At 45.9% G+C, this 25586-nt stretch carries 23 protein-coding genes and 1 tRNA gene; 20 read left to right on the top strand and 4 right to left on the bottom strand.

Annotated features, from left to right (window positions below):
* The 5 genes from HFE64_09360 to HFE64_09340 all read left to right on the top strand — a co-directional run bounded on the left by HFE64_09360 (nucleotide 1) and on the right by HFE64_09340 (nucleotide 4097).
* Nucleotides 1-1113: a tetratricopeptide repeat protein gene (locus HFE64_09360; protein ID MCI8633667.1), complete on the top strand. Its 1113-nt coding sequence runs from the start codon at nucleotides 1-3 to the stop codon at nucleotides 1111-1113.
* A 138-nt stretch (nucleotides 1114-1251) separates the two neighbouring features.
* Nucleotides 1252-1839, top strand: coding sequence for a cell division protein SepF (locus HFE64_09355; GenBank protein ID MCI8633666.1), 588 nt, complete (start codon nucleotides 1252-1254; stop codon nucleotides 1837-1839).
* Nucleotides 1840-1841: 2 nt separating this feature from the next.
* Nucleotides 1842-2624: a hypothetical protein gene (locus tag HFE64_09350; GenBank protein MCI8633665.1), complete on the top strand. Its 783-nt coding sequence runs from the start codon at nucleotides 1842-1844 to the stop codon at nucleotides 2622-2624.
* Between the two features lie 23 nt (nucleotides 2625-2647).
* Nucleotides 2648-3169 carry a signal peptidase II gene (gene lspA / locus HFE64_09345; protein MCI8633664.1) on the top strand — a complete coding sequence of 174 codons (522 nt, stop codon included), beginning with the start codon at nucleotides 2648-2650 and terminating at the stop codon, nucleotides 3167-3169.
* Nucleotides 3153-4097 (top strand): RluA family pseudouridine synthase, encoded by a 945-nt coding sequence (locus HFE64_09340; GenBank protein ID MCI8633663.1) that lies wholly within the window; start codon nucleotides 3153-3155, stop codon nucleotides 4095-4097. The genes lspA and HFE64_09340 overlap by 17 nt, the downstream gene beginning before the upstream one ends.
* A 43-nt stretch (nucleotides 4098-4140) precedes the next feature.
* Here HFE64_09340 and HFE64_09335 read toward each other — a convergent pair whose 3' ends face one another.
* The gene (locus HFE64_09335; GenBank protein MCI8633662.1) at nucleotides 4141-5025 is read right to left on the bottom strand and encodes a hypothetical protein; all 885 of its coding nucleotides are present in this window, start codon (nucleotides 5023-5025) and stop codon (nucleotides 4141-4143) included.
* Nucleotides 5026-5103: 78 nt separating this feature from the next.
* The gene (locus HFE64_09330; GenBank protein ID MCI8633661.1) at nucleotides 5104-5511 is read right to left on the bottom strand and encodes a SoxR reducing system RseC family protein; all 408 of its coding nucleotides are present in this window, start codon (nucleotides 5509-5511) and stop codon (nucleotides 5104-5106) included.
* Between the two features lie 157 nt (nucleotides 5512-5668).
* On the opposite strand from HFE64_09330, the gene HFE64_09325 reads away from it, so the two are divergent.
* The 3 genes from HFE64_09325 to HFE64_09315 all read left to right on the top strand — a co-directional run bounded on the left by HFE64_09325 (nucleotide 5669) and on the right by HFE64_09315 (nucleotide 9272).
* The gene (locus tag HFE64_09325) at nucleotides 5669-6304 is read left to right on the top strand and encodes a redox-sensing transcriptional repressor Rex (protein ID MCI8633660.1); all 636 of its coding nucleotides are present in this window, start codon (nucleotides 5669-5671) and stop codon (nucleotides 6302-6304) included.
* A 16-nt stretch (nucleotides 6305-6320) separates the two neighbouring features.
* Nucleotides 6321-8408, top strand: a complete 2088-nt coding sequence (locus tag HFE64_09320) for a DUF3825 domain-containing protein (protein ID MCI8633659.1) — start codon at nucleotides 6321-6323, stop codon at nucleotides 8406-8408.
* Between the two features lie 204 nt (nucleotides 8409-8612).
* Nucleotides 8613-9272, top strand: a complete 660-nt coding sequence (locus HFE64_09315) for a cell wall hydrolase (GenBank protein ID MCI8633658.1) — start codon at nucleotides 8613-8615, stop codon at nucleotides 9270-9272.
* A gap of 83 nt (nucleotides 9273-9355) precedes the next feature.
* Here HFE64_09315 and queA read toward each other — a convergent pair whose 3' ends face one another.
* Entirely contained in the window at nucleotides 9356-10414 is a 1059-nt protein-coding gene (queA, locus tag HFE64_09310; protein MCI8633657.1) for a tRNA preQ1(34) S-adenosylmethionine ribosyltransferase-isomerase QueA, read from the bottom strand.
* Nucleotides 10415-10896: 482 nt separating this feature from the next.
* Here queA and HFE64_09305 point away from each other — a divergent pair, with 482 nt between their 5' ends.
* The 11 genes from HFE64_09305 to leuB all read left to right on the top strand — a co-directional run bounded on the left by HFE64_09305 (nucleotide 10897) and on the right by leuB (nucleotide 23263).
* The gene (locus HFE64_09305) at nucleotides 10897-11112 is read left to right on the top strand and encodes a ferrous iron transport protein A (GenBank protein ID MCI8633656.1); all 216 of its coding nucleotides are present in this window, start codon (nucleotides 10897-10899) and stop codon (nucleotides 11110-11112) included.
* A gap of 74 nt (nucleotides 11113-11186) precedes the next feature.
* Complete coding sequence (locus tag HFE64_09300) at nucleotides 11187-11408, top strand: ferrous iron transport protein A (GenBank protein MCI8633655.1); 222 nt, start codon at nucleotides 11187-11189, stop codon at nucleotides 11406-11408.
* 44 nt (nucleotides 11409-11452) lie between these two features.
* Nucleotides 11453-13840: a ferrous iron transport protein B gene (gene feoB / locus HFE64_09295; protein ID MCI8633654.1), complete on the top strand. Its 2388-nt coding sequence runs from the start codon at nucleotides 11453-11455 to the stop codon at nucleotides 13838-13840.
* Between the two features lie 142 nt (nucleotides 13841-13982).
* The gene (locus tag HFE64_09290; GenBank protein ID MCI8633653.1) at nucleotides 13983-16412 is read left to right on the top strand and encodes a YfhO family protein; all 2430 of its coding nucleotides are present in this window, start codon (nucleotides 13983-13985) and stop codon (nucleotides 16410-16412) included.
* Nucleotides 16378-16830, top strand: coding sequence for a GtrA family protein (locus HFE64_09285; protein MCI8633652.1), 453 nt, complete (start codon nucleotides 16378-16380; stop codon nucleotides 16828-16830). Before HFE64_09290 ends, HFE64_09285 begins: the two co-directional genes overlap by 35 nt.
* The gene (locus HFE64_09280; protein MCI8633651.1) at nucleotides 16823-17800 is read left to right on the top strand and encodes a glycosyltransferase family 2 protein; all 978 of its coding nucleotides are present in this window, start codon (nucleotides 16823-16825) and stop codon (nucleotides 17798-17800) included. Before HFE64_09285 ends, HFE64_09280 begins: the two co-directional genes overlap by 8 nt.
* Before the next feature lie 8 nt (nucleotides 17801-17808).
* On the top strand, nucleotides 17809-18954 hold the full coding sequence (gene tgt, locus HFE64_09275) for a tRNA guanosine(34) transglycosylase Tgt (GenBank protein ID MCI8633650.1): 1146 nt from the start codon (nucleotides 17809-17811) through the stop codon (nucleotides 18952-18954).
* Nucleotides 18955-19052: 98 nt separating this feature from the next.
* The gene (gene yajC / locus HFE64_09270) at nucleotides 19053-19511 is read left to right on the top strand and encodes a preprotein translocase subunit YajC (GenBank protein ID MCI8633649.1); all 459 of its coding nucleotides are present in this window, start codon (nucleotides 19053-19055) and stop codon (nucleotides 19509-19511) included.
* Between the two features lie 163 nt (nucleotides 19512-19674).
* Nucleotides 19675-19851 (top strand): 30S ribosomal protein S21, encoded by a 177-nt coding sequence (locus tag HFE64_09265; GenBank protein MCI8633648.1) that lies wholly within the window; start codon nucleotides 19675-19677, stop codon nucleotides 19849-19851.
* A 77-nt stretch (nucleotides 19852-19928) separates the two neighbouring features.
* Entirely contained in the window at nucleotides 19929-22109 is a 2181-nt protein-coding gene (locus HFE64_09260; GenBank protein MCI8633647.1) for a DNA topoisomerase III, read from the top strand.
* 71 nt (nucleotides 22110-22180) lie between these two features.
* Nucleotides 22181-23263, top strand: a complete 1083-nt coding sequence (leuB, locus tag HFE64_09255) for a 3-isopropylmalate dehydrogenase (protein MCI8633646.1) — start codon at nucleotides 22181-22183, stop codon at nucleotides 23261-23263.
* Between the two features lie 48 nt (nucleotides 23264-23311).
* Here leuB and HFE64_09250 read toward each other — a convergent pair whose 3' ends face one another.
* Nucleotides 23312-25117 (bottom strand): Na/Pi cotransporter family protein, encoded by a 1806-nt coding sequence (locus HFE64_09250; GenBank protein ID MCI8633645.1) that lies wholly within the window; start codon nucleotides 25115-25117, stop codon nucleotides 23312-23314.
* A gap of 258 nt (nucleotides 25118-25375) precedes the next feature.
* Between HFE64_09250 and HFE64_09245 the strand changes: the two genes are divergently transcribed.
* A tRNA-Pro gene (locus HFE64_09245) sits at nucleotides 25376-25449 on the top strand.
* Nucleotides 25450-25586: the final 137 nt, after the last annotated feature.

Genomic DNA, 25586 nt, shown 5'->3' with positions numbered 1-25586 from the left:
ATGAGCAGAAAAATAAAATGCATGATGGCAGCAGCAGGGATGGTTTTGCTTTTGATGAGCCTGACAGGTTGTAATAAAGAAGCAAAGATTAAAGAATTGCTGGAGCAGGGGGATAGTGCCTATGCGGAGAGTCGATATGAAGAAGCGGCCGCTGCTTATGAGGAGATTTTGCGCCTTAATGATCAAAAGGATGAAATTTATAATAATCGAGGCATGGCCTATTTGAATTTGCAAAAGTATGATCAGGCGCTGAGCGACTTTTCTAAGGCGATTGAACTGGATGGCGGAATCGACGTATATTATAACAACCGCGGTCTTGTTTATTACTATCAGGAGAAATACGATGAGGCGATTGCAGATTTTTCAAAAGCAATCGAGATGAACGGATCCGATGCAGGATATTTTTCTAATCGAGGGGATGCTTATCACGCAAAAGAGGCCTATGATGAGGCAATTCATGACTATGATCAGGCGCTGACGATGGATCCGGTGCGTATGGTAACAGTCAATAACAGGGCTTCTGTTTATTTTAAACAGGGTAAATACGAAGAAGCTGTTGCAGACTATAGCACGGCAATAGAAAAGGAGCCGCAGAATCCTGTTGTGTACTGGAACCGCGGAGAGGCCTACCGCATGCTGGAGCGCTATGAAGACGCACTGCAGGATTATAATCAGTATGCAAAAATGAGTACCGACTCAGCCCTAGGAAAGGAGTTTCTCTTTAAGCGCGCGGAGGTGTATGCCGCGATGGAGGAGTATGACTTGGCACTGGCTGATTATGCCGCTGCCATGGAAGAGGACCCGGAGGATATGGTTTTGTACCAAGGAAGAGCCAATATTCAGTATCGTCGGGGGGCGTATGAAGAGGCGATTGCAGATTATTCAAAATATCTGCAAAGTGAGGAGGATGCCGTGGCACTGGGTAATCGAGGCTATTGCTATTTGCAGCTTGGCAACCTAGAACAGGCGCTTACGGATCTCAATCGCTGTATTGAACTAAAAACAGATTATGCGTGGGCTTATTATACACGGGGACAGATCTTGCAGAAGCTGGAACGGTATGAAGAAGCAAAGAATGATTATGATAAGGCCAATCAGATGGTGAAGAAATAATCAGCTTTAAAATATTTACAAAATATTTGCGGCCTTCGACAAAAGTTTTTATTGACAAGAGGCCGGAAACAGGCAATAATAGGAAAAGATAAATATCTCACCCGGGATTACCATCCGGAGAAAAAAGGAGAAGTACAGATGAGCAAGTTTGTAGACAAATTAGCGGGAGCATTAGGATTAAGCGCGGCAGCAGAAGAAGAATACGATGAGTATGAAGATGAATATGAAGAGGATGAGGCGGAGGATACAATAGCAGACCGCAAAATTACCAGCTATGATGCCTTCAGCAGACGCCAGGAGAGCAGCCGTTATGACAGCGGCCGCAGCAGCTATAGCGGATACGGAAGCGATAGCTATCGTTCTGCCAGCACGCGCAGTATGTCAGGAGTTCGCAATAATAAGGTTTTGAATCTGCATGCCAATGTGCAGATGGAGGTAGTGGTTGCCAGTCCGGAAACCTTTGAGGAGGCCAGAGAAATTTCTCAACATATCAAAGACAAGAAGCCGGTGATCATCAACCTTGAGTTTGTAGAGCATAAAATTGCACAGAGAATTACAGATTTTCTCTGTGGGTGCTGTTGTGCGATGGACGGCAACATTCAGCGGATTGCGGATAAGATCTTTATGATTGCACCGGATAATGTTGATTTTGCAGGAGATGTAGACATCCGGGAAACCTTAGAAACAGAGGGAGGGCTTGCTTTCCCTTGGGGAATTGATCAGTAAACATGATGCAGCAGCAGGATGATAAATGGTTTATCGGCCATATGGAAGATTTAGCGGTTACGGCCGATCAAACTGGATATATTACGTTCAGCGATTTTTTGGACGATCATCAAAGAAGCCTCCTTTCCTCTATGGAAGGAAGGCTTCCTGTTTGTCTATCCTTTTTTGGAGGCTACCCAGAGGCAGAGCGGCAGCTGGCAGTATTTTATCCGGATTATATGAAAGAATCACTGGCTGAGCTGCTCAAAGAGGAGCTTGTTCTTTTGCAGATCAAACCGCTCGATCAGCGCTTTTTGAAGCATATTCCCGGACATCGCGATTATTTGGGAGCACTGATGGGAACGGGAATCCGCCGAGATAAGCTGGGCGATCTGCTAACGGCTGATCAAGGAGCGTATCTTTGGGTGAAGAAGGAGATAAGCTCCTATATTCAGCGCGAGCTGACGAGTGTAGGCGCAGCGGGCGTGATGGTACGCGAGGTTTCCTCAGAGGAGCTTCCTAAGGCGCAGCAGGGCGTGCTGAGTGTGATCAGCATATCTTCACTGCGAATTGACGCTGTGATCAGCAGAGGCTTTCATATGGGGCGTGCAGAGGCGCTCAAATGGATTGCTGCTGGGCGCGCTTCGCGAAACGGACTGCAGATTTTAGAGGGAGATAAATTGGTCTCAGTAGGAGATAAAATTACGCTTCGCGGAAAGGGCAGATTGAAAATTTTAGAAGACAAAGGCTTTTCAAAATCGGGACGTATTCAGCTGGTGATAGAATACTTAGGAGATAAAAAGTGAAAGCAAATGGGATAGGGAAACGGATAAAACAGGTTGCCGTATGGCTGATGGCCACAGCAGGGCTGGTGGCTATTGATCAGCTTGTGAAGCTATGGACAATCAGTACATTAAAGGAAAAGCCGGCTATAGTATTATGGCCGGGCGTATTTGAGCTCACATATGTTGAAAACCGGGGGGCGGCCTTTGGAATCCTGCAGAATCAGCAGTGGCTGTTTACCATCCTTACTATTGCGATGATTGTAGGGTTGGCCTACGTCTATTTCCGGCTCGGGCCGGAAAAAAAGTTTCGGCTTACCAAGGTTTGCAGCATTGTGGTTATGGCGGGGGCGATTGGCAATTTGCTGGACCGTGTGCTGCGTCACTTTGTGGTAGATACTTTTTATTTTAAATGGATTGATTTTCCGGTTTTTAATGTGGCAGACTGCTATGTGGTTGTGTTTGGCATTCTCTTTTGTTTGACAGCATTTTTCCAAAAGGAGCTGCTGGAGGATATTGCGGATGAATTAAAAGGAAGGAAGCAAGGAAGCGGTGGAACAGATTTTTGAACAGGTGGTAGGAGACGAAGAGGCCGGAGAGCGGTTGGATGTTTGGGTGAGCTGCCTCTTGCCGGAGGTTACAAGATCGCGCGCTCAGAATTTGCTGGCGGAAGGAAGGATTCAGGTCAATGGCAAAACGGTAAAGGCCGGTTATAAGCTGCGCAGAGGAGATACAGTATGGGTGTGTCTGCCGCCGGCTAAGGAGCTTTGTACAGAACCGGAAAAGATGGATCTTTCGATTTTATATGAAGATCATGATTTGGCAATTGTGAATAAGCCGAGAGGTATGGTGGTACATCCGGCAGCCGGACATGAAAGCGGAACGCTGGTAAATGGCTTATTATATCATTTTGGAGATCGGCTTTCCGGAATTAACGGCGTGCTTAGGCCGGGGATTGTCCATAGAATTGATAAGGATACATCAGGGCTTTTGTGTGTATGTAAAAGCGACCGGGCGCATCAGGGGATGAGCGCCTTGCTGAAGGAGCATGATATCCAGCGGGTTTATCATGCGGTCGTGCATGGCATTTTTAAAGATACGGAAGGAACAGTTGATGCGCCGATTGGGCGGATGGATGCGGATCGAAAGAAAATGTGTGTCCGTGCAGATGGGCGGAGGGCTGTTACGCATTATAGAGTGCTGGAGCAGTTTAAAGGCTTTTCATATCTGGAGGTTACGCTGGAGACGGGCCGCACGCATCAGATCCGCGTGCATTTAAAGAGTATTGGGCATCCTCTTTTGGGAGATACAGTCTATGGACCGTCCCGGGAGACAACAGCGGCTGAGAAGAAACTGAAAAGCAATCCATTTTGGCCGGGTCAGATTCTGCATGCGAAATGTCTGGGATTTGTGCACCCTGTTACAGGAGAGTATATGGAATTTGATTCAGAGCTGCCGGACTATTTTCAAACGGTGTTAGAAACGGTGCGCGCATAAAAGCCCCAAGAGACGCTAAAATAGCGTCCCTCGGGGTTTTGTTTTAACAAAAATCAAGCGGCTTTAAATTGAGGCTGAGCAGATCGCCTTCAACAAAATCTTTGCAGGCGTCGCACTGATCGACAATGGCATCGCATTTGGGCGGTACTGCGAGGCCCTCGTGAGGAACACGGTACTGAACAAAATAGATAGATTTCAGATAAATGGTTAAGCCAATGGCAACCACGCCGTCCTCCGGATCAAAGCGAACGACTTTGGCCAGTGCCTGAGCGCCAACACCCTGACGCAGGCTGTTATTGCCCATACCGCATGCGCCCATCTCTTCCATACCAAAATAGTTGATGGTGGGGCAGGGCGGATCTTGAGACAGATAGCTTAATCCGTACGGGGTGTAAAGCTCCATGCAAAGGCTGCAGGGATTTGCTTCTTCATCATAGCACGGATCGTCCTGACAGGCCGGCAGATACTCTTCTACCATAATAAAGGTGTCCAGAACATTCTGGCAGCGATCTAAAACAGTCACAGCCAGCTTTACACGGATACCGCTGAGGGTGATCCGGCTGCAGCTTGGGCGGCTGCGCAGAGTTTCAATATGCGAAGAATGGTCGCCGCGTCCCATATTAAAGTCAATATCGATTACGCGCAGACGAATGGATGCAATCTCGGGGTTGCAGAATACATTTCTTTGCACAACCTTGCAGAGATTTAAACCGCATTCATCAAAAACGACAGGAGCAAGCAGGGTAAGCGATTTAGGCTGCCCTACCGGAGGGTTCACACAAATATCCTTGCAGTTTTCATTGGGCGCCGGATTGCAATGGCACGGCGAAGCAGGCGTATAAGGGGGACAGGTGGGGCAGCAATCCGGTTTGCGGGTCATATACCGGCTTCCGGATGCTTTGTTGAAGAGGGATGCATTTTTAGACATCATAAAACCTCCCGACTTTCTTTCAATTTACTGTATCATATGAAAGAAGGGAGGGCGAGGTGATAGTTTTGGGGATGCTTATTTGACGAAGGGGAGAATCAGAACGGCGCGCGGCATATAGCGCTCTCTATTTAGACGCTTAGACAGAAAATGAATCGCTAAATAAGCAAGGGATAGAATAAGAAAAGAAAGCAGGAGGGCTGGAATTTCAGGTAAAAAAAGAGCGAACAGTACAAGGCTGATTAAGAAAACAGCTAAAGGAATGCCATAGAGCAGTAAAGACGCAGAAAGCTCACCGGATTCCTGAATCTGAATTTGTACCTGATCCCCTATGGCGGCCTGGCAATCATTTAAAGCAAATAGCGTCATAGAATCCTTTCCATTTAAAGGAGTACAGGCATGGCAGCCCCGGCAGCGTTTTGAACGGGGAATTTCGACCTGTATGAGAGATTCTTTGATCGCAATAACGGTTCCGAATTCATGCATGGTGTATCAAGACTCCTTCTTAGTATTAAAAGTATTATAAAGGGATTTGGTTTTTTTTTCAATGAAAAAGAATTGCTTTTATGAAAGGAGATTGATATAATATAAAGGCTTGAAATCATAGAAAATTTCAAAGTATTGAAAATGAGGGGTTCTTCGTATGGTAAACCGAAACTATATTTCTGATGCCGTGATTCGAAGATTACCCAGATATTATCGATATCTGGGCGAGCTCCTTAATAATAATGTTACCAGAATCTCTTCAGGAGAGTTAAGCCGAAGGATGGGACTGACGGCATCACAGGTAAGACAGGACCTGAATCATTTTGGTGAATTTGGACAGCAGGGATACGGATATCACGTGGAGGTACTGTATCAAGAGGTAGCCCGTATATTGGGGATTGATCAAGTTCATAATATTATTATTATTGGAGCCGGACATTTAGGGCAGGCGCTCGTAAATTACACAAATTTTGAAAAAAGAGGATTCCATGTTACGGCAATGTTCGATATTGCTCCTGAGATTATCGGACAGACGATTGGCGGGAGAACCGTGCAATCTATAGAGAATCTTGAAAAGTATATCAATGAAAATGTGGTTGATATCGGTGTGCTTACGATCCCTAAAGCCGAAGCGATTCATATGGCTAATTTATTGGTAGAATGCGGCGTTAAAGGCATTTGGAATTTTGCATCTATTGATTTACAATTAGCAGACCCAACGGTTATCGTAGAGAATGTTCATTTATCAGATAGTTTAATGAGATTATCTTATAAATTCAGCAATCAAAATTGAGAGGATTAATACATGTATGATTACAGAACTGAATAAAAAAGAAATTTATGAGCTTTTAAAAGAAAAGTTAAATTTCAATGAGCCCTATGCGCTTTCAGCAGTCGGCAAGGAGCTGACAGCTTCAGGGCATGGATGCCGCAGGTACGGTTTTGCGCGCATGAAAAATTTAATGAAAGAATTGAAAGAATTTATTGTATTAGAAGATTATGAATACGACGGTCATTCTAATTCCAACATCATTTTGCGGCCATGGCCGCAAGAAAAACAGGGCATAAAATCAGAAGAGACTAAAAATGCTGTATGGGTTCCTACTTCATCAGAGATGGCCGAGCTGGAAAATGAAATGGGAGCCGGACTGCTGAAAATAGGTGGTGTACAGAGAAAAACGCAGAACCTGAAACGTCTTGTAGTGCATAGCGGAAAAATGAAGCAGGAGGATACGCCTTATCAAAGACGATATCCTCAGTTCGTACAGACAGTTGCGTCTAAAGATACGCAGGAAGAGAAAAGGGGAAAAGAAAAGTTTACTGATCAGGAAAAAAATAAAATTTATCAGATTTTATGCGGAATGTTCCCTAAAGGGGAGGAACTGCATATGGCTAAAATCAGTAAATATTTGGTCGAAAGAGGTTTCTCGTCTAAAAACTATGGATTTTCTAAAATGAAAAATATGCTGCAGGAGATGCCGGCATATTTAGAAATGAAAGATGTCGTGATTCATGGGGTGCCCAATGTGCTGATTACAATAAGGGAGGAACCGTTAAAGGGTTCTGCGGCACTGCCAGAAAAAGAGGAAGCCGCTAGGCCTCCTAAAAAAGAGGAAGCGGTGCAGGAGCCGGCGAAAGCAGAGCATACGGAAAATGCGGGTGAATTTACACGATTAGCGTATTTGCCGCCTAAGATCATAGAGTTTTTGAAACGCCGCGGCATGAAGGAGCCTGAAAAGGAATTAGCAGCAGCCTATCAAAAAAGTTTAGAAGAGAAAACGGTGCAGGCCAGAAGCTATTCGATTACCTTTCCCGTCGTTTTTGACGAAGAAGATATGATAGCTGTCCTTAAGAAAAATGAACGTCCTTACGGCAAGCAATGGTATCTGAGCTTTGTGGGCTCTCCGAAAAAGGAACAGGAAGAGGAAGAAAGAGAAGAAGAACACCCGATTCCGCCGGGAAAATCATTAGAATATTTTGCAGACCTTGGATATTGGCAGGATTTCTTAAAGGAATTGGCTGATTTAGCGCTTCCGGAAAGATGGGATGATCAGCGGCACTATGGGCGGTATTTCATTTTGAAAAAGTATATGCAGTATACATTTTATCGGCTGCTTCAGGAGGATAAGGTGTGTATTTCCCAGGATCGTCAGTTCGCGGCCTTTAACACAGGACTGGTAAATAACCATTATGATGATATCTATGCTTGTTTTGTGCCTAATCCTCAGAAAGGAAAAGAGGAATGGAAGTTTGAAGCTTTTGCAATGGCCGGAATCAGAGGAAAAAATGGATACGGGAAATTACTGACCAGTTATTTTAATCCTTTGCCGCAGGTGCCTAGCTATGTGGAAAAGAATGAAGATCTAATATATGATTTGACAAAAGAACTGCTGACAGATTATGAACACATCATTATTGATAATCTGCATCGACTGCCGCTAGGGTATTTGCGTGAATGCTGCTATGGCGATGATCAGGCGCTGGAGAGAATTGCGGCGCTAGAAAATAAAGGCAGGGGGAGCGAGGCACAAAAGCAGGCATATGCTTCTTTGTCAAGTTATATTGCGGAGAATGACAAGATATTTCGCAGATTGAGAAGCCGAATGGAGGATGCGATTGAGATTGCGTTAAAAAGGGTAAGATGGAATTTCAGAACGGCCATTCCCTGTTATTTCCCGAAGGGGAACTGTATGAGTTTGATGCTTCCTCTGTGTCTGGAAGATGACAGCAATACCGATGCTGCATTAGTCGTGCAGAAAAATCCTTCAGGTAGCTATCAGGGCCAGACAGTGCTGGGGCTGGATCAGGCATACCTGGATGCGCGGCTGATTTGTAAGCCGAATACGGATTGGCTGCAGCCAGAGGGAGAGAATAAATATTACAAAAGTATTAACTAAAAGATACAAAATGGTTAATAAATATGTATAATAGTTACAAAATATGTTATTTTTAATTATACAATGTGACGAAATAATTTCAAATTGATTGACTTTCTGCATATTACCTCTTATAATTTCATATAATTGAGTAAAGCGGTAAAAAATTACCGGAAATCTTTCTCGATTGTGAATGGTTTGTTTGACTATTCAAAAGGAGGTATTGTGAAAGGTCGAATTTGTTTTATGATGCTCAGCGTTATGGTAGCCGTATCTACTGGTTTTGCGTATGACATTAGTGCATATAGCTATGAATCGCCTCTTCAGAAGGCATATATGAATAACGAACACAGTGTTGTTGAGGAAGATGTCACTTTGAAAGAAGTATGGCAGCAGGTTTCGGAGGAACATATCGAAGAAGCATCAGTTCAGTTAGATGAAATCATCCAGGCAAAAAAAGAAGAGGAGCAAGCGCAGGCAAGGCTTACTCAGTATTCATTTAAAGCTTCTCAAAACGCAGCAGTGAGCGTAGGCGTTTCGGAGCGCGACATTCTCTCTATGATTGTAATGGCAGAAGCGGGCGGAGAAGATTTGCAGGGACAGATCATGGTAGCCAATGTGATCCTAAACCGTGTTCGAGCAGGGTTTGGTAGTTCTGTTACAGAGGTAATTTTAGCTCCTGGTCAGTTTGATCCTGCATCAAGCGGAACATTATGGAGTATGACGCCAAGCGCCTCTGTATATGAGGCAGTGGACAGAGCACTGGCAGGTGAGGATTATTCGCAAGGAGCGCTCTACTTTGTATCCAGTGCCTGCGATTATTCCTGGTTTATGGAAGCACTTAGCTTTATTGGGCAGCACGGAGGCCATTTATTCTTCCGATAAAAAAGCTGCGAATGAGAGAAATTAAAAAAATGGTGGAGATTTCCACCATTTTTTATTTTAAGAGGCTGGCATTCAGCCCTTTTCTACTGGATGAACATAGCATCGCCAAAGCTGAAAAAGCGATATTTTTCCTGTACAGCCTTTTGATATGCATTTAATGTGTGCTCACGTCCGGCAAGAGCGCTGACCAGCATGATCAGCGTAGATTCCGGAAGATGAAAATTGGTGATCAAAGCATCTAAAATTTTAAATTGATATCCGGGATAGATAAAAATTCCAGTTTCAGAGCTGCCGCTTTGAATCACACCGGGAGAGACAGCAGCCGATTCGAGAGTACGGCAAGAGGTTGTACCAACGGCAATAATGCGACCTCCTTTACGTTTCGTTTCATTGATCGCCTGAGCAGTCGCCTCATCAATATGATAAATCTCTCTGTGCATTACGTGATCTTCAATCTGATCCGCTTTTACAGGGCGAAATGTACCTAAGCCAACATGAAGCGTAACAAAAGAAATATCGATTCCATGTTCTTGCAGGGAAGCCAATAATTCCTTAGTAAAGTGGAGACCGGCCGTAGGAGCAGCAGCAGAGCCTTCTTCACGGGCATAGACAGTCTGATACCGGTCCCGATCTTCTAATTTTTCGTGGATATAAGGAGGAAGCGGCATTTGACCGAGTTCATCTAATATTTCCTCAAAAATGCCCTCAAATTTGAACTGAACCAAACGGTTCCCATCGGGAAGAACCCGAACAACTTCAGCCTTCAAACGGCCATCGCCAAAGGTCAGCTGATGACCAAGGCGGGCCCGTTTGCCCGGGCCGGCCAGCGCTTCCCAAATGCAGCCATCAGGTAATTGCTGTGCATGAATTTCATCAGCACTGAGCCGTTTAAGCAGAAGAATCTCCACCTGAGCTGCCGTATCTATGCGGCGCCCAATGAGCCGGGCGGGTAAAACCTTCGTATCGTTTAATACGAGACGATCGCCGGGGCGTAAAAATTGATCCAGCTGATGAAAATGACTGTGCGTAATCGCACCGGTCTCTTTATCTAAAACCAAAAGCCGTGAATCTGTGCGGTTTGGCAGAGGAACCTGAGCAATGAGTTCTTCAGGCAGATCAAAATAAAAATCGCTGGTTTTCATAGAGGTATGTCTCCGTTCATATGTAGTAGAATAATCCTTGCGGGATTCTTGCGGTCGTCCCGTTTTCTTATTGTATCATGGCGATATCACAAGTTTGCCAAAGGCAAACTTTGAAGGCGGCTCAGAGGCTTGAATTCTCAAAACTACCTTGCCGCCTTTATTGTATCATAAGTTCAGCTGTGTGTGGCAGAAAAATTAAAATTAGCTGAAAAATTTCCACTGACTTTGGCGTAAAATCAAATGATAGTGGAAAATTATCCGTTAAGGCAGCGATGGCACTAATTGTTTGGTGGAAGAAGCTCAGCTAGACATGGTGGAAAAGCATCGGGGTAGTGGAAAAATTTCCGCCAAAATGAAAAAAATCAATAAACTGGCGTAAGCCCAGCAGAGCAAATCAAATCAATAAAAAAGTCTTGACATAGGAGTTAGTCTATGCTAACATATAAACAAAGGTTAGTTAGAACTAACGAAGGGGGAAGAAAATGATGCCATTGATACTAGCCAATACAGATGAAGAAATGATGATTAAAAAGGTCGGAGGAAAAACAGAGGTAAAAGGTCATTTAGAAAATCTTGGCTTTGTAGCTGGGGCAGCAGTGACAGTGATTGCGGCCATAGGCGGAAATTTAATTGTCAACATAAAAGGCTCCAGAGTGGCAATCAGCCGTGAAATGGCAGGGAAGATTATGGTTGATTAACGCGCAGTGCGCGTAAAATAATCAAAAAACAGCCTTAGAGCTGATGTTCAAATTTTAAAAAGGAAGGGAGAACAATGAAAACATTAAGGCAAGTGCCAGTAGGTGGTCGGGCAAAAGTTAAAAAGCTGCATGGAGAAGGAGCTGTCAAGAGGCGCATTATGGATATGGGAATTACTAAGGGCGTGGAGATTTATGTGCGTAAGGTTGCGCCGCTGGGAGATCCCGTTGAAATTACCGTGCGCAGCTATGAGCTATCACTGCGAAAAGCAGACGCAGAAATGATCGAAATCGAATAAATTTTTGATTTAGAGTTAGTTAAAACTAACAACAGGAGGGAATCGTGAGTATTCGTATTGCATTAGCCGGAAATCCCAATAGCGGCAAAACCACTTTATTTAATGCCTTGACAGGTTCCAACCAATTTGTGGGCAACTGGCCTGGCGTTACAGTAGAAAAAAAAGAGGGAAAACTGAAAAAGCATGATACCGTCACCATTACAGATCTTCCGGGTATCTATTCATTATCACCGTACACATTAGAAGAAGTAGTGGCCAGAAATTATCTGATTGATGAGAGGCCAGATGCAATTTTAAATATTGTAGATGGAACCAATCTGGAGAGAAATCTTTATTTGACTACGCAGCTTGTGGAAATTGGAATTCCGGTAGTCGTAGCGGTTAATATGATGGACATAGTGAAAAAGAATGGAGATCATATTAAAACGGAGGAACTGTCCAGAGCACTTGGCTGCAAGGTGGTAGAGATCTCGGCATTAAAGGGAAATGGCATCATGGAAGCCGCAGAGGCTGCGGTGCAGGCAGCTAAAGAGGACAAGACAATTCCCCGGCATCGCTTCAGCGGCGCGATTGAACATGCAATTGCACATATCGAAGAGGCAGCGCTGCATGAAATGCCGGCACAGCAGCAGCGCTGGTATGCTATAAAAATTTTTGAAAGAGATGAAAAGGTATTAGCGCAGCTAGCTTTAGATCAGAACCTATTGCAGCACATAGAGTCTGATATTCAGGCTGCGGAACAGGAGATGGACGATGATGCGGAAAGCATCATTACAAATGAACGGTATATCTATATTGCTTCTGTTATCAAAGGCTGCTATAAAAAGAAAAATACAAATAAGCTTTCTACGTCCGACAAGATCGACCGCGTTGTAACCAATCGCTTTTTAGCGCTTCCGATCTTTGCACTCGTAATGATTTTAGTCTATTATGTTTCGGTTACCACTGTTGGCGACTGGGCTACGGATTGGACGAATGACGGTCTGTTCGGTGACGGCTGGCATCTGCTTGGAATTGGCTCTGAAGAGTATGAAAGCGCGCAGGAGGAGTACATCGTGCCCGGAGCACAGGTGGAAGCCTTTGAGGCAGCCGCAGAGGAGGCAGAAATAGAGCCGGGCGATGCAAAAACATTAAAGACAGTTGCTTATCTTTATGATGATGAGGGAAATGTAGAAGAAGAGATTCCCGTTACTTATGAGGAGTATTTGGAAGCAAAAGAGGTGCCGGAGCCGGATCCGGCTGACTATGGCGTATGGGTGCCAGGAATTCCTGTGCTGATCGGAGACGGGCTGGAAGCGGTTGGCTGTGCGGAGTGGCTTTCCGGGCTGATTTTAGACGGAATCGTTGCAGGTGTGGGAGCTGTACTTGGCTTTGTTCCGCAAATGCTGGTTTTATTTTTGTTCTTAGCTTTTTTGGAAAGCTGTGGCTATATGGCACGAATTGCCTTTGTGATGGACCGGATTTTCCGCAAGTTTGGGCTTTCCGGCAAATCATTTATTCCCATGCTGATTGGCACAGGCTGCGGTGTGCCCGGTATCATGGCTTCCAGAACGATTGAAAATGATCGGGACCGAAAAATGACAATTATGACAACGACCTTTATCCCCTGCGGAGCAAAGGTGCCCATTATTGGCCTGATCGCAGGTGCGTTGTTTGACGGGGCCTGGTGGGTATCCCCCAGCGCTTATTTCGTAGGAGTTGCGGCCATTGTAGTTTCAGGCATCATGCTTAAAAAGACAAAGATGTTTGCAGGAGAGCCTGCTCCCTTTGTCATGGAGCTTCCTGCCTATCATTGGCCTACGCTAGGGAATGTTCTTCGCTCTATGTGGGAGCGCGGTTGGTCCTTTATCAAGAAGGCCGGTACAATTATTCTGCTGGCTACCATATTAGTTTGGTTTACTTCCAGCTTTGGCTGGGCAGACGGCTCCTTTGGCATGGTGGACATGGCCGACAGCATATTAGCCAGAATCGGCAACCTTTTTGCCTGGATTTTCAAACCGCTGGGCTGGGGGCACTGGCAAGGCGCTGTTGCCTCGGTCACAGGCTTGATTGCAAAAGAAAATGTGGTCAGCACCTTTGGCGTATTGTTTGGCGGTTTGGAAGAAGTGGCAGAAAACGGCTGGGAAATCTGGAGCAATATGCGTGCGGTCTTTACGCCGCTTGCTGCCTATTCCTTCCTGCTGTTTAACCTGCTGTGCGCGCCGTGCTTTGCCGCAATCGGCGCCATCAAGAGGGAAATGAACAATGCAAAGTGGACCTGGTTTGCCATTGGGTATCAGTGTGTATTTGCGTATGTGATTGCCTTTATTGTATATCAGATCGGCAGTCTGTTTGTCGGAGGCGGAAGTGTACTGGGAGCGATTCTGGCCGCCGCACTGATTGCCGGCATGATCTTCATGCTGGTCCGGCCGGCAAAAGCAGCCAGATCATAAAATACAGTCCTAAAACAAAAGGCGATATGGTTATCAGGAGCCATATCGCTTTTTTCGCTTTACTTATAGGGTTCTTTTTGATACAATTAACAGGTATCATTTGTATGAATCCAATAAGAATGAAAGCAAGAAGGGACACAGTATGAAATCACTCACGATAAAAAAGCTCTATGGAAAAACATTCCTGATCGCCATTGCGATTGCATTGGTTCTTTTTGTGCCGGCCATGATCATAGATCAGGGATATTTTTTATTTGTAGGAGATTTTAATTCTCAGCAGATCCCTTTTTATAAAATTGCGCATCATGCCATACGAAACGGAGAATGGGGCTGGAATTGGTACACGGATATTGGTGCTAATTTTATTGCCTCCTATTCCTTTTATTTGCTGGGCAGTCCTTTCTTTTGGATGACGATTCCGTTTCCCAATGACTTTGTGCCTTATCTGATGGGACCGCTGCTGATTCTTAAATTTGGCTGTGCGGCGGTGATGGGAACAGCCTATCTGAAGCGGTATGTCAAAAACCAGGAATTTGCCATGCTAGGCGGCGTTTTATATGCCTTCTGCGGCTATTCCATCTACAATATCTTTTTCAATCATTTTCATGAAGCGATTATCTTTTTCCCGCTGCTTTTAATTGCCATGGATGAATATATGGACCATGGAACGCGAGGCGTGCTGGCATTAGCCGTGTGCGCCAATGCTTTAGTCAATTATTTTTTCTTTGTAGGCGAGGTTGTATTCGTTGTGATTTACTATTTTGTACGCATCGGGTGCCAAGCCTATGAGCGCAGCTGGAAAAAATTTTTTACCATCCTTTTGGAAGCGGTCATTGGATTTATTATGAGCGGTATCCTGATGCTTCCGTCCATCCTGACAGTGCTGCAAAATCCAAGAGTCGATAATCCGCCCAGCGGCTTTGGCATGTGGCTGTACAGCAGTAAAGAACGGTTGCCGGCTATTTTGCTGAGCTTTTTATTTCCACCGGACCTGCCCTCTAAGCAAGTGCTGCTTCCGGATGCCAATACCAAATGGACTTCGCTCAGTGCCTATTTGCCCCTGTTTAATGCCTGCGGCGCCTTGGCGTTTATCCAGACAAAGCGCAGAAGCTGGCTCAGCTATCTGCTTAAAATTTTGCTGCTGATGGCACTCGTCCCGGGGCTCAACAGCCTGTTTGTAGCCTTCAATGCTTCCTATTATGCGCGCTGGTTCTATATGCTGACTCTGATGCTGATTCTGGCCACCGTGCTGGCCTTAGACCATGGATATGAGCGGCGCCTGCGCCGAAACAGCTGGCAGGTGCTGGCCGTAACGCTGGTCGTTGTGGTGGCGCTGGCGGTGACACCGCAGTTTAAGGATGGTCAGTTAGATCGAATCGGACTGTATGACGAAGAGAACTGGCTGCAGTTTATCGTGATCAGCATTACTGCTGTCTTATCTCTTTTGGCACTGATCCAGTTCCTTCCTAATTTGCGGAAGCGTCCTCATCTATTTGTAACGCAGTGCCTGACGGCGGTGTGCATCATCTCGATTCTTTACGGAAATTTCTTCGTTTTCTGGGGTAAAAGCCGTTCCTATGATACTAAAAATTATTTGATTCCGGATGCGATTCAAGGTGAAGAAAAAATTACCATTCCCGATAAAGAAGAGCTCATTCGGATTGATGCCGATGACGCCCTGATCAATATGGGCATGTTTTGGAAAGTTTCCTGTATGCGGGCCTTTCATAGCATTGTGCCGGCCTCTTTGATGGAGTTTTATACCTATATCGGAGAATCGCGCAATGTCAATTCAAAGATTCCGGAGAGCCAATATGCGGTGCGCGGGCTTCTTTCCGTGCACTGGTATTTTGACAGGTTAGGCGCTTCTGATACTTTTGGCGACCCCGAAAATCAAGAAGCGGGCACATTGATGCCGGGATACCGCTATTATGATCAGATGGCGGGCTATAATGTCTGGGAAAATGAATTTTATATTCCCATGGGCTTTGTGTATGATGAATATATTTTAAAAAGCGAGCTGGACAACGTCGCAGACAGCAATAAGGCGGCTGCGATGCTGCAGGCAGTTGCGCTCACAGATGAACAGGCGTATGATATGCAGAGGATTCTCTCACATGTAGAGAATGTAGACAAGCTGCGCTATACAGAGGCCGCCTATAAAGAGGCCTGTAAACAAAGGGCAGCTAAGACGGTGGATGCCATTTGGAAAACCAAGACCGGCGTGATGGCGCAGAGCAGCTTCGCGGAAAAGGAATTTGTCTTTTTTGGCATTCCGTGGGAAGAGGGCTGGTCAGCTTATATCGACGGAGAGCCAGTCAAACTGGAAAAGGTGAATGTTGGCTTTATGGGACTTGTGGTGCCGGAAGGAACTCATGAGATTGAGCTGCGTTACCGGACACCGGGGCTCACGGCAGGAGCCATCGGCACGTTTGGCGGCGCTGCCGCACTGTTGCTTTACTGGCTGATTGGAAGAAGATGGGATCAAAAGCAAAAAAATCGCAAACAAGCGCTGCCGCTGGAAAAGGAGAAGGAGAATGAACAGGATCAAGACGCTGCTGAGCCGGTATAAGGAGCTAGTGCTGTATGTAGTTTTCGGCGCGTTTACAACGCTGATCAATATCGTTAGCTACCACATTTTTCGGCGCTGGATGGGGATCGGGCTAGTGGCGGCGGATGTGCTGGCGTGGGTGCTCTCGGTGCTTTTTGCTTACATTACCAATAAGCTGTTTGTGTTTGAAAGCAGGAGCTGGAGAATGCAGGTGGTTTTGCGTGAAGCATCTGAATTCTTTGCGGCGCGGGTGGTTTCGCTGGGCGTAGATGTAGCGTTTCTTTATCTGACGGTCGAATGCCTGCACTGGTGGGAGATGCCGATGAAGATTGCCGCCAACGTCGTGGTCATTGTGATCAATTATATTTTCAGCAAATGGATTATTTTTAAAAAGGATTCTGCTGCCAAGCAGCAAAAGGAGGAAGGCTATGATTCCTAATTTGTATATTGTCATACCCTGTTATAATGAAGAGGAGGTGCTGCCGGAAACTTCCAAACGGATTTTGGACAAGCTGCAGCGGATGATGCAAGCGGGAATTTGTTCAGAGGAAAGCAGAGTTTTGCTGGTGGATGACGGCAGCCGCGACAGGACGTGGCAGCTGATTGAGGAGTTAACGCAGCAGAATGTTCATTTTGCAGGGATCAAGCTGGCGCATAACAGAGGACATCAAAATGCGCTGCTGGCCGGGCTGATGACGGCGAGAGAACGCTGTGATATTGCGATCTCGATGGATGCTGATTTGCAGGATGATATTGAAGTGCTGGATGAATTTGTACAGAAATATCAAGAGGGCTGTCAGGTCGTGTATGGCGTGAGGAAGGAGCGGAAAACCGATACCTTTTTTAAACGCAATTCAGCGCTGGCATTTTATAAGCTGATGAATTGGCTGGGGACGCATGTTTTAAATAATCATGCCGATTACCGTCTGATGAGCAGGGAGGCGCTGGATGCGCTGGCGGAATACAGAGAGGTGAATCTGTTTCTGCGGGGGATCGTGCCGGAGATCGGCTATAAGACGGATGTTGTTTATTATGACAGAGGGGAGCGGTTTGCCGGAGAGTCGAAGTATCCGCTAAAAAAGATGATTGCATTTGCCATAGAAGGGATCAGCTCTTTCAGCGTAAAGCCGCTGAAGATGATTTCGCTGCTGGGGATTTTGATTTCGCTGTGCAGCGGTCTTGCGCTTTTATATGCACTGATTTCTAAACTCTGCGGAGCTGCCGTGCCGGGATGGACAGCGATCATTGCTTCCATCTGGCTGCTGGGCGGCATGCAGCTTTTATGTCTGGGCGTTCTGGGCGGTTATATTGGTAAAATATATCAGGAGGTCAAGGCAAGACCGCGCTATAGAATTGAAAAACGAGTAATCCGAGACGAGGGAGCAGAAAACGGAAAGGAAGATAAGTAAAGAGATCGATGTATGAACTAATTCGAACAGAAGGACTGGCTAAGAGAGGGCGGCTGCATACACCGCATGGCATCATTGAAACGCCGGTTTTTATGAACGTGGGGACGGCAGCCGCCATTAAAGGAGCATTGTCCTCGATGGATCTAAAGGAAATCGGATGTCAGGTGGAGCTTTCTAATACCTATCATTTGCATGTGAGGCCGGGAGATGATGTGATTTATAAGCTGGGGGGACTGCACCGGTTTATGAACTGGGACAGACCGATTTTGACGGATTCCGGCGGATTTCAGGTGTTTTCTTTAACGGAGCTGAGAGGAAAGATCAAAGAAGAGGGTGTGACCTTTGCTTCGCATGTGGATGGCAGGAAAATTTTTATGGGACCAGAAGAAAGTATGCAAATTCAATCCCATCTGGGTTCTACGATTGCGATGGCCTTTGATGAATGCGCGCCGAGCAAGGCAGATCGGCGCTATATTGAGAATTCGGTCAGCCGCACGACCAGATGGCTTGACCGCTGCATTGCAGAGATGGCCCGGCTGAATGCGCAGCAGGAAACGCTGAATCCGCATCAGTTTTTGTTTGGTATCAATCAGGGCGGTGTTTTAGAGGATGTCAGAAGGGAGCATGCCAAGGCGATCCGCGAAAAGCCCCTCGATGGCTTTGCGATTGGCGGTCTGGCGGTGGGAGAGACACACGAAGAGATGTACCGCATTTTAGAAGTGACCGTGCCGCTGCTGCCGCAGAATAAGCCCACTTATTTGATGGGGGTGGGCACGCCGGAAAATATTTTGGAAGCGGTTGAGCGAGGCGTAGATTTTTTTGACTGTGTTTTGCCCGCACGAAACGGGCGTCATGGGCATGTGTATACCAATGCAGGAAAGTTAAATCTCTGGAATGAAAAATATAAGCTGGATGACAGGCCAATTGGAGAGGATTGCCAGTGTCCGGCATGCCGCCATTACAGCAGGGCCTATATCCGGCATTTATTAAAAGCAAAAGAGATGCTGGGCATGCGCCTTTGCGTACTGCATAATCTGTATTATTATAATCATCTGATGGAAGAGATACGGGCTGCGCTGGAGGCAGGGCAGTATGCGCAGTATAAAAAGCAGAGGCTGGCAGGGTATCAGCAGGAAAAAGGGGAAAGCAAGTAAAGAGTTTGTTAATTTTCCAGAATCTGTATTGACAATATATAAAGAAAGCATGTATAATTTTACAATATGAGTTCGTTTATTATTGAGGAGGAAAATCAATGTTTTTATTAGAAACAGCAGCTGCGTCTGGTCAGGCAGGCAGCGGTGGAATGTTAGGAATGCTCGGTATCTATGCCGTGTTTATTGTCATTCTTTATCTGGTGATGATTCGCCCGCAGAGAAAGCGCCAGAAACAGACAGAAGCCATGCAAAATGCAGTTAAGATTGGAGATTGGGTTCTGATCAACAGCGGGATGTACGGTAAGGTGGTCAACATTGTTAACGATTGTCTGATCGTTGAATTTGGTACCAATAAGAGCGTTATGATCCCAGTGCTGCGCAGCCAGATTGCCAGTGTGGAGGAGCCGGATCTGACACAGAAAACAGCAGATCCGAATGCGGTAGAGCCTACAGATTCCATCGTAGGAGATGATTTGGTCGAAGATGATCTGGATGTGTATGACCAGAAGGTTTTGGAGCAGGGCGAGAAAAAAGGTCTGTTCAAAAAGAAAAAATAATGCAGAGGATGGCAAGCAGCTTGTTTTTAGTAGAAAAATTTAAAAAAAGTCCCAGAAAATACTTGACTAAAAGCGGACTGCTTAGTATAATTTTATAGTGCTTATAAATTGCCCAAAAGTTACAGGCACGACAATCTGCAACTGGAGGGGAGGGTGGAGTGACATGTCAAACGTAATTGTAAAAGAGAACGAGTCATTAGATAGCGCTCTTCGTCGTTTCAAGAGAAATTGTGCTAAGGCTGGAATCATGCAGGAAGTTCGTAAAAGAGAACATTACGAAAAGCCCAGCGTGAGAAGAAAGAAAAAGTCTGAGGCTGCCAGAAAGAGAAAGTATAACTAATGAATCTAAAAGGCCTTGATTCCAAATGGAATCAGGGCCTTTCAACTTATTAGCACAGCAGGAGGAGCAGAGGAGAAATGGGAAAGGTACTTGTGGTAGCAGAGAAGCCTTCGGTCGCCAGAGACTATGCCAATGTACTTGGCTGTAAGGAAAAAGGAGAAGGCTGTCTGATCGGCGAGGCCTATGTGGTCACATGGGCAGTGGGGCACCTGATCGAGCTCTGCGCTCCGGAGCGTTATGATGAAAAGTATAAGCGCTGGAACTTTCAGGATCTTCCGATCATTCCGAAAGAAATCCAGCTGCAGGTGATTCGGGGAGCCAACAAGCAATTTGCGATTGTAAAGAAATGGATGAATCATAAGGAAATCGATAAAATCATTTGCGGCACCGATAGCGGGCGCGAAGGGGAGCTGATTTTCCGTTATATTTATCAGATGGCAAAATGTAAAAAGCCCTTTGAACGTTTATGGGTATCCAGCATGACAGAAGAGGCGATTACCGCGGGCTTCCAAAATTTAAAGGATGGGCGCATGTATGATCATTTATATGAAAGCGCACGCTGCCGCAGCGAAGCGGACTGGCTGGTAGGAATCAACGGAAGCCGGGCCTATACGCTGCAGTATGATGTGTTGCTTTCGATCGGGCGCGTTCAGACGCCGACTTTGGCTATGATCGTCAATCGGCAAAAGGAAATTGATGCCTTTATCCCTAAGGATTATTATGAAGTAAGGCTGCAGCATGAAAAAGAAAAAAGATTCAGCAGTCTTTGGTTCCGCTGGGAAAAAGGAACCAGCGAATCCGGCAAAGAGACCAAAAATAAAATTACCCATATTGAGGAACCGGCTGAAGCAGAGCGCATCAAGCAGCTGGCAGAAATGGCCGGCAAGGCAGTCGTGCAGAGCATAACCAAAACGAAAAAAAAGCAGCAGCCTCCGCTGCTGTATGATTTGACGGAGCTGCAGCGCGAAGGCAATCGGCGCTATGGCTTTTCAGCCAGCAAGGTGCTGACATTAGCGCAGAATTTGTATGAAAAGTACAAGCTGCTGACCTATCCGCGAACCGATAGCCGATATTTATCAGAGGATATGAAGGAGACAGTGCGCAGTACACTGCATGCGATCAATACCCCAGAATTTCATGATGCACTTATGAAGCTTCCCGGCCTTACTTTTACAAAGCGAATTATTGACAACAGTAAAATTACGGATCACCACGCGATCATTCCCACCCCTAAAAAGCCTGATCTGAGCAAGCTTCCAGAGGATGAGGCAAAGATCTATCGATTGGTTGCCTGGCGTCTGATAGAAGCCTTTTATCCCGCTTATGAATATGAAACCACGGAGGTCATTCTGAAGGTTGAAAAGGAATACTTTGTAGCAAAAGGCCGGACAACGCTGAATCCCGGTTTTATGGCGCTTCATAAAGAAAAGAGCAGCGAGGAGGAGCTGCCTATGCTGCAAAAGGGCGACGAAATCCCGATCCTTTCTGCCCAAATTGAGAAAAAGCAAACACAGCCGCCCAAACCATTTACAGAAGCAACGCTTCTGACGGCGATGGAATATGCCGGGAAATATATAGAAGAGGAAGCGCTTAAGGAAGAGCTGGATAAGCTATCCTTAGGTACGCCGGCCACGCGAGCCTCCATCATCGAGCGCCTGATCAAGGTGCGCTATATTCAGCGAAAAGGAAAGAGCCTGCTGCCTACCGAGAAGGGCAAGGAACTGATTGGCATTTTACCGGGACAGCTCAAATCGCCCGAGATGACGGCTAAATGGGAAAAGGCGCTAGATAAAATCTATCAGGGAACGATGGCGCCGCAGCGTTTTATGGAAAGCATCGAGCGCTATGTGCAGTTTATTGTCAGTGCTTCTGCAGAGGAAAAACAGGTACAATTTGCCAAGGAAGAGTATAAGAGAAAGGGCAGGAGCCGTACAGCGGCAAAAAAGGAGGGGCTTCCTCCTTTGGGCAAGTGTCCGCTATGCGCAAAAGGAGAGGTCTATAAGAACAGCAAGTCTTATTATTGCAGTCACTGGCGTAAAGGATGTCAGTTTACCGTATGGCTCAATAGCCTAGAGCGGTATGGTGCGCAGCTTGATGATGCACAGATGACGCAGCTGCTGCAGGGAAAAGAGAAAGAAATCGTCATGACGCTGCCACAAACGCATGAAAAGGGAACGGCGCTGCTTTACCTGACGAAAGAAGGGAAGATCGAGATTAAGGGATTTAAGGCCGAAAAAGAAAAAGGAAAAAACTTGTAATTTGAACTCGGCGGGTCTATAATAAAGCAACTAAATGAATTTATATGAGAGCAGAAGGGAGATTCTATAGCATGGAATTTCAAATCGTCTTATTGCCGGGAGATGGAATCGGACCGGAAATTGTCGAGCAGGCAGTTAAGGTGTTGGATACGGTAGGAGAAAAGTTCGGACATGTTTTTCATTATGAGAGATTATTGATGGGAGGAGCTTCTATCGATGCCTATGGCGTGCCGCTGACCGACGAGGTTTTGGAGGCAGCTAAAAAGAGCGATAGCGTACTATTAGGAGCTGTCGGCGGAAATGTTGGCAATTCCCATTGGTATAACAGACCGCCGCAGGAGCGCCCGGAAGCGGGATTACTGGCTATTCGGAAGGGAATGGGGCTTTTTACCAATATTCGCCCGGCCTATCTGTATCCGGAGCTGAAGGAGCGCTGTCCGCTACGGGATGAGATCATTGGTGATGGCTTTGATATGATGATTATGAGAGAGCTGACAGGCGGTTTATATTTTGGAAATCGTTTTACTGAGGAAATCGACGGAATCCGGCAGGCTACGGATACGCTTGTCTACAGTGAAGAAGAGATTCGCCGCATTGCCGTGAAGGCCTTTGAGGTTGCGATGAAGCGCCGAAAAAAGGTGGCGAGCGTGGACAAGGCGAACGTGCTGGATTCTTCCCGCCTGTGGCGGAGTGTGGTGGAGGAGGTTGCTAAGGACTATCCGGAGGTAGAGCTGGAGCATGTTTTGGTGGATAACTGCGCTATGCAGCTTGTGAAAAATCCGGGGCAGTTTGATGTGATTTTGACGGAAAATATGTTTGGCGATATTCTTTCGGATGAGGCGAGCGAGGTGACGGGGTCGATCGGGATGCTGTCATCGGCAAGCCTAGGAGCAGAAAAGCGAGGGTTATATGAGCCCAGTCATGGCTCGGCGCCGGATATTGCCGGGCAGAATATTGCCAATCCGATTGCTACCATCTTGTCAGCGGCTATGATGCTGCGCTATTCGCTGGATTTGGAGGCGGAAGCGGATGCGATAGAGGAAGCGGTGCGGCAGGTGCTGAAAGCGGGATACCGTACGGCGGATATATGGTCAGAGGGCTGCGAGAAGCTGGGAACGAATGAAATGGGAGATCAGATCTGTCAGATGATCTAAGCATAAAAAAAGAGCCTTTCCTTAAGTGGAAAGGCTCTTTGTATGTAATCAGGACGGATCTGAGGCTGGTTCTGTGAGCTTTTCAGCTGGCTCATAATACATGGCCTCGTAGTAGCGGTACAAAGATTTGTATTCTTCGGTTACGCCCTCGTGAACTGTATTTAGATATTTATGCGTATCGAAGAAGGGCTGATCGCTGAGCTTGCGGATGGTATGAATTGCGATGTTGGAGCAGTGATCCGAAATTCGTTCGACGCTGTTTAAGAATTCTATCAGAGAGATACCGGCCTGTACAGAGCACTGGTTGTTTTTCAGGCGTTCGATATGACGGCTTGACATCAGCTCTTTTAAAGAATCAATGACTTCCTCTAAAGGCTCTACACGAGCGGCGATGGAGGCGTCATTTTTCTCAAAAGCATCGATGGTGATGGCGAGGATATTTTTTACGGCCCGCATCATGACGTGAATTTCTTCCATACATACCGGGGAGAAGCTGAGGCCATTTTGCAGATTGTATTCGGCCATCTCGGCGATATTGACACAGTAGTCACCAATGCGCTCAAAATCGCTGACAGAACGAATGATTTCGGAGGTTTCCAGGCTGTCCTGCGTTATTAAGTTGCTGCTATTGATTTTAACTAGATAATCACTAAGCTTAGATTCCGCCTTATCAAGAAAGTTTTCGTTTTTTTCGAGTGTAGCTAGGGGGGCATCCTGATAATGATCAAGTAATGTTTCAATGATATCAAAGTTTTCTTTTACGGCATAGCCCATCTGGACAGCGACGCGCCGCGCATGCTCTAAAGCAACCTTGGGCGTTTTCAAAAGGAAATCATCTAGAAGATCCAGACGATGGCTTTCGTTAATCTCTTCTTTGTCTTTGATCACATGTTCAGAAAGAGTGACAAGCTTATCGGATAAGGGAAGCAGTAAAAGAGTGGTTACAATATTGAAGAGAGAATGAAAATCGGCGATATTACCACGATTTAGCGTGTTATCCCAAAAAGCAAAGTCAAAGATGGCCTGCGCGCCATAAATGATGGAACCTAAGATGATAACGCCGAATACATTGAAAAACAAATGGAAGAAGGCTACGCGTTTGGCATCTTTGGTGGTTCCGATGCAGCCAAGCCATACGGTAACGCACTTTCCAATATTCTGCCCAAGGATGATGGGAATGGCCATGCCCCAGGAGACGGTACCGGTAGAAGAAATGGCCTGCAAAATACCGACGGAAGCAGAAGAGCTTTGAATAATGGCGGTAACCACTGCGCCGAGCAAAATGCCAAGAAAGGGATTTTTAAATAGGAAGAAAATCCGCTGAAAGTGCTCATTGTCTTTTAAAGGAGAGATGGAGGCTTCCATCATAGACATGCCGATAAAAAGCATGCCAAGCCCTAAAAGGATCGTAGCGAGATTGGTTAATTTTTTGCTGTGGTTTTTAAGAAATACAATGCAGATGACACCGAAAGCAATTAAAATAGGGGCAAAGGAGGAGGGCTTAAGCATTGTTAAAAAGAGATTTTGATCGGAAATATCTCCTAATCTCAGAATTTGACCGGTAACCGTGGAGCCGATATTGGCCCCCATGATCACAGGAATGGCCTGCCTTAAAACCATAATGCCGGCATTGACAAAACCAAGACACATGATGGAAGTGGCAGCCGAGCTTTGGATAATGGCCGTGACACCTGTGCCTAAAGCCACGCCCTTTAGCTTACTGTTGGTCAATTTTTCTAAAATATGTTCCAGACTGGCACCGGCGGCATTCTTGAGACCATCGCCCATTAAATTCATACCATATAAAAACAAACCGATTCCTGCCAGCAGATTTAATACGGAAGTAAGATTCAAAATAACCCTCCTGATTCATTTCTTTATGAGCCTATAAATTTTCATAATACCTTTATATTGTACCGTATTCCTACAGGCTTGACAATGGAGTAAGTGTTAGAAATTTAAAGAAGGAAAATGGATTTTTCAGTCGGAATGACAAGAAAATGGCAGAAGCAAGAAATATAAAAAAAGGTGTTGACAGATCAAATTGGATGTGGTAGGATATTATCCGTTGCAGGTCATGGCGGTCTTGACTGAATGACCCGTGATTGAGATCTGGGTATAGCTCAGTTTGGTAGAGCGCTTGAATGGGGTTCAAGAGGCCGCAGGTTCAACTCCTGTTACCCAGACTGCTCTATTTCAGTAGAGCGCATAGTCATCATGCAACAATAAATTGGACATTGAAAATCGAACAGTGTAACATCTGAGAAGAAAAAACGTTGCTTTGCAAGCAAAGCAGCGAAGAAGAGAACGGTAAGAAAAGACC

Source organism: Lachnospiraceae bacterium (genome assembly GCA_022794035.1).
GTDB lineage: Bacteria > Bacillota > Clostridia > Lachnospirales > Bianqueaceae > CALWPV01.
The sequence above is the reverse complement of the archived record's forward strand: the minus strand, read 5'-3'. Positions and strand labels throughout refer to the sequence as shown.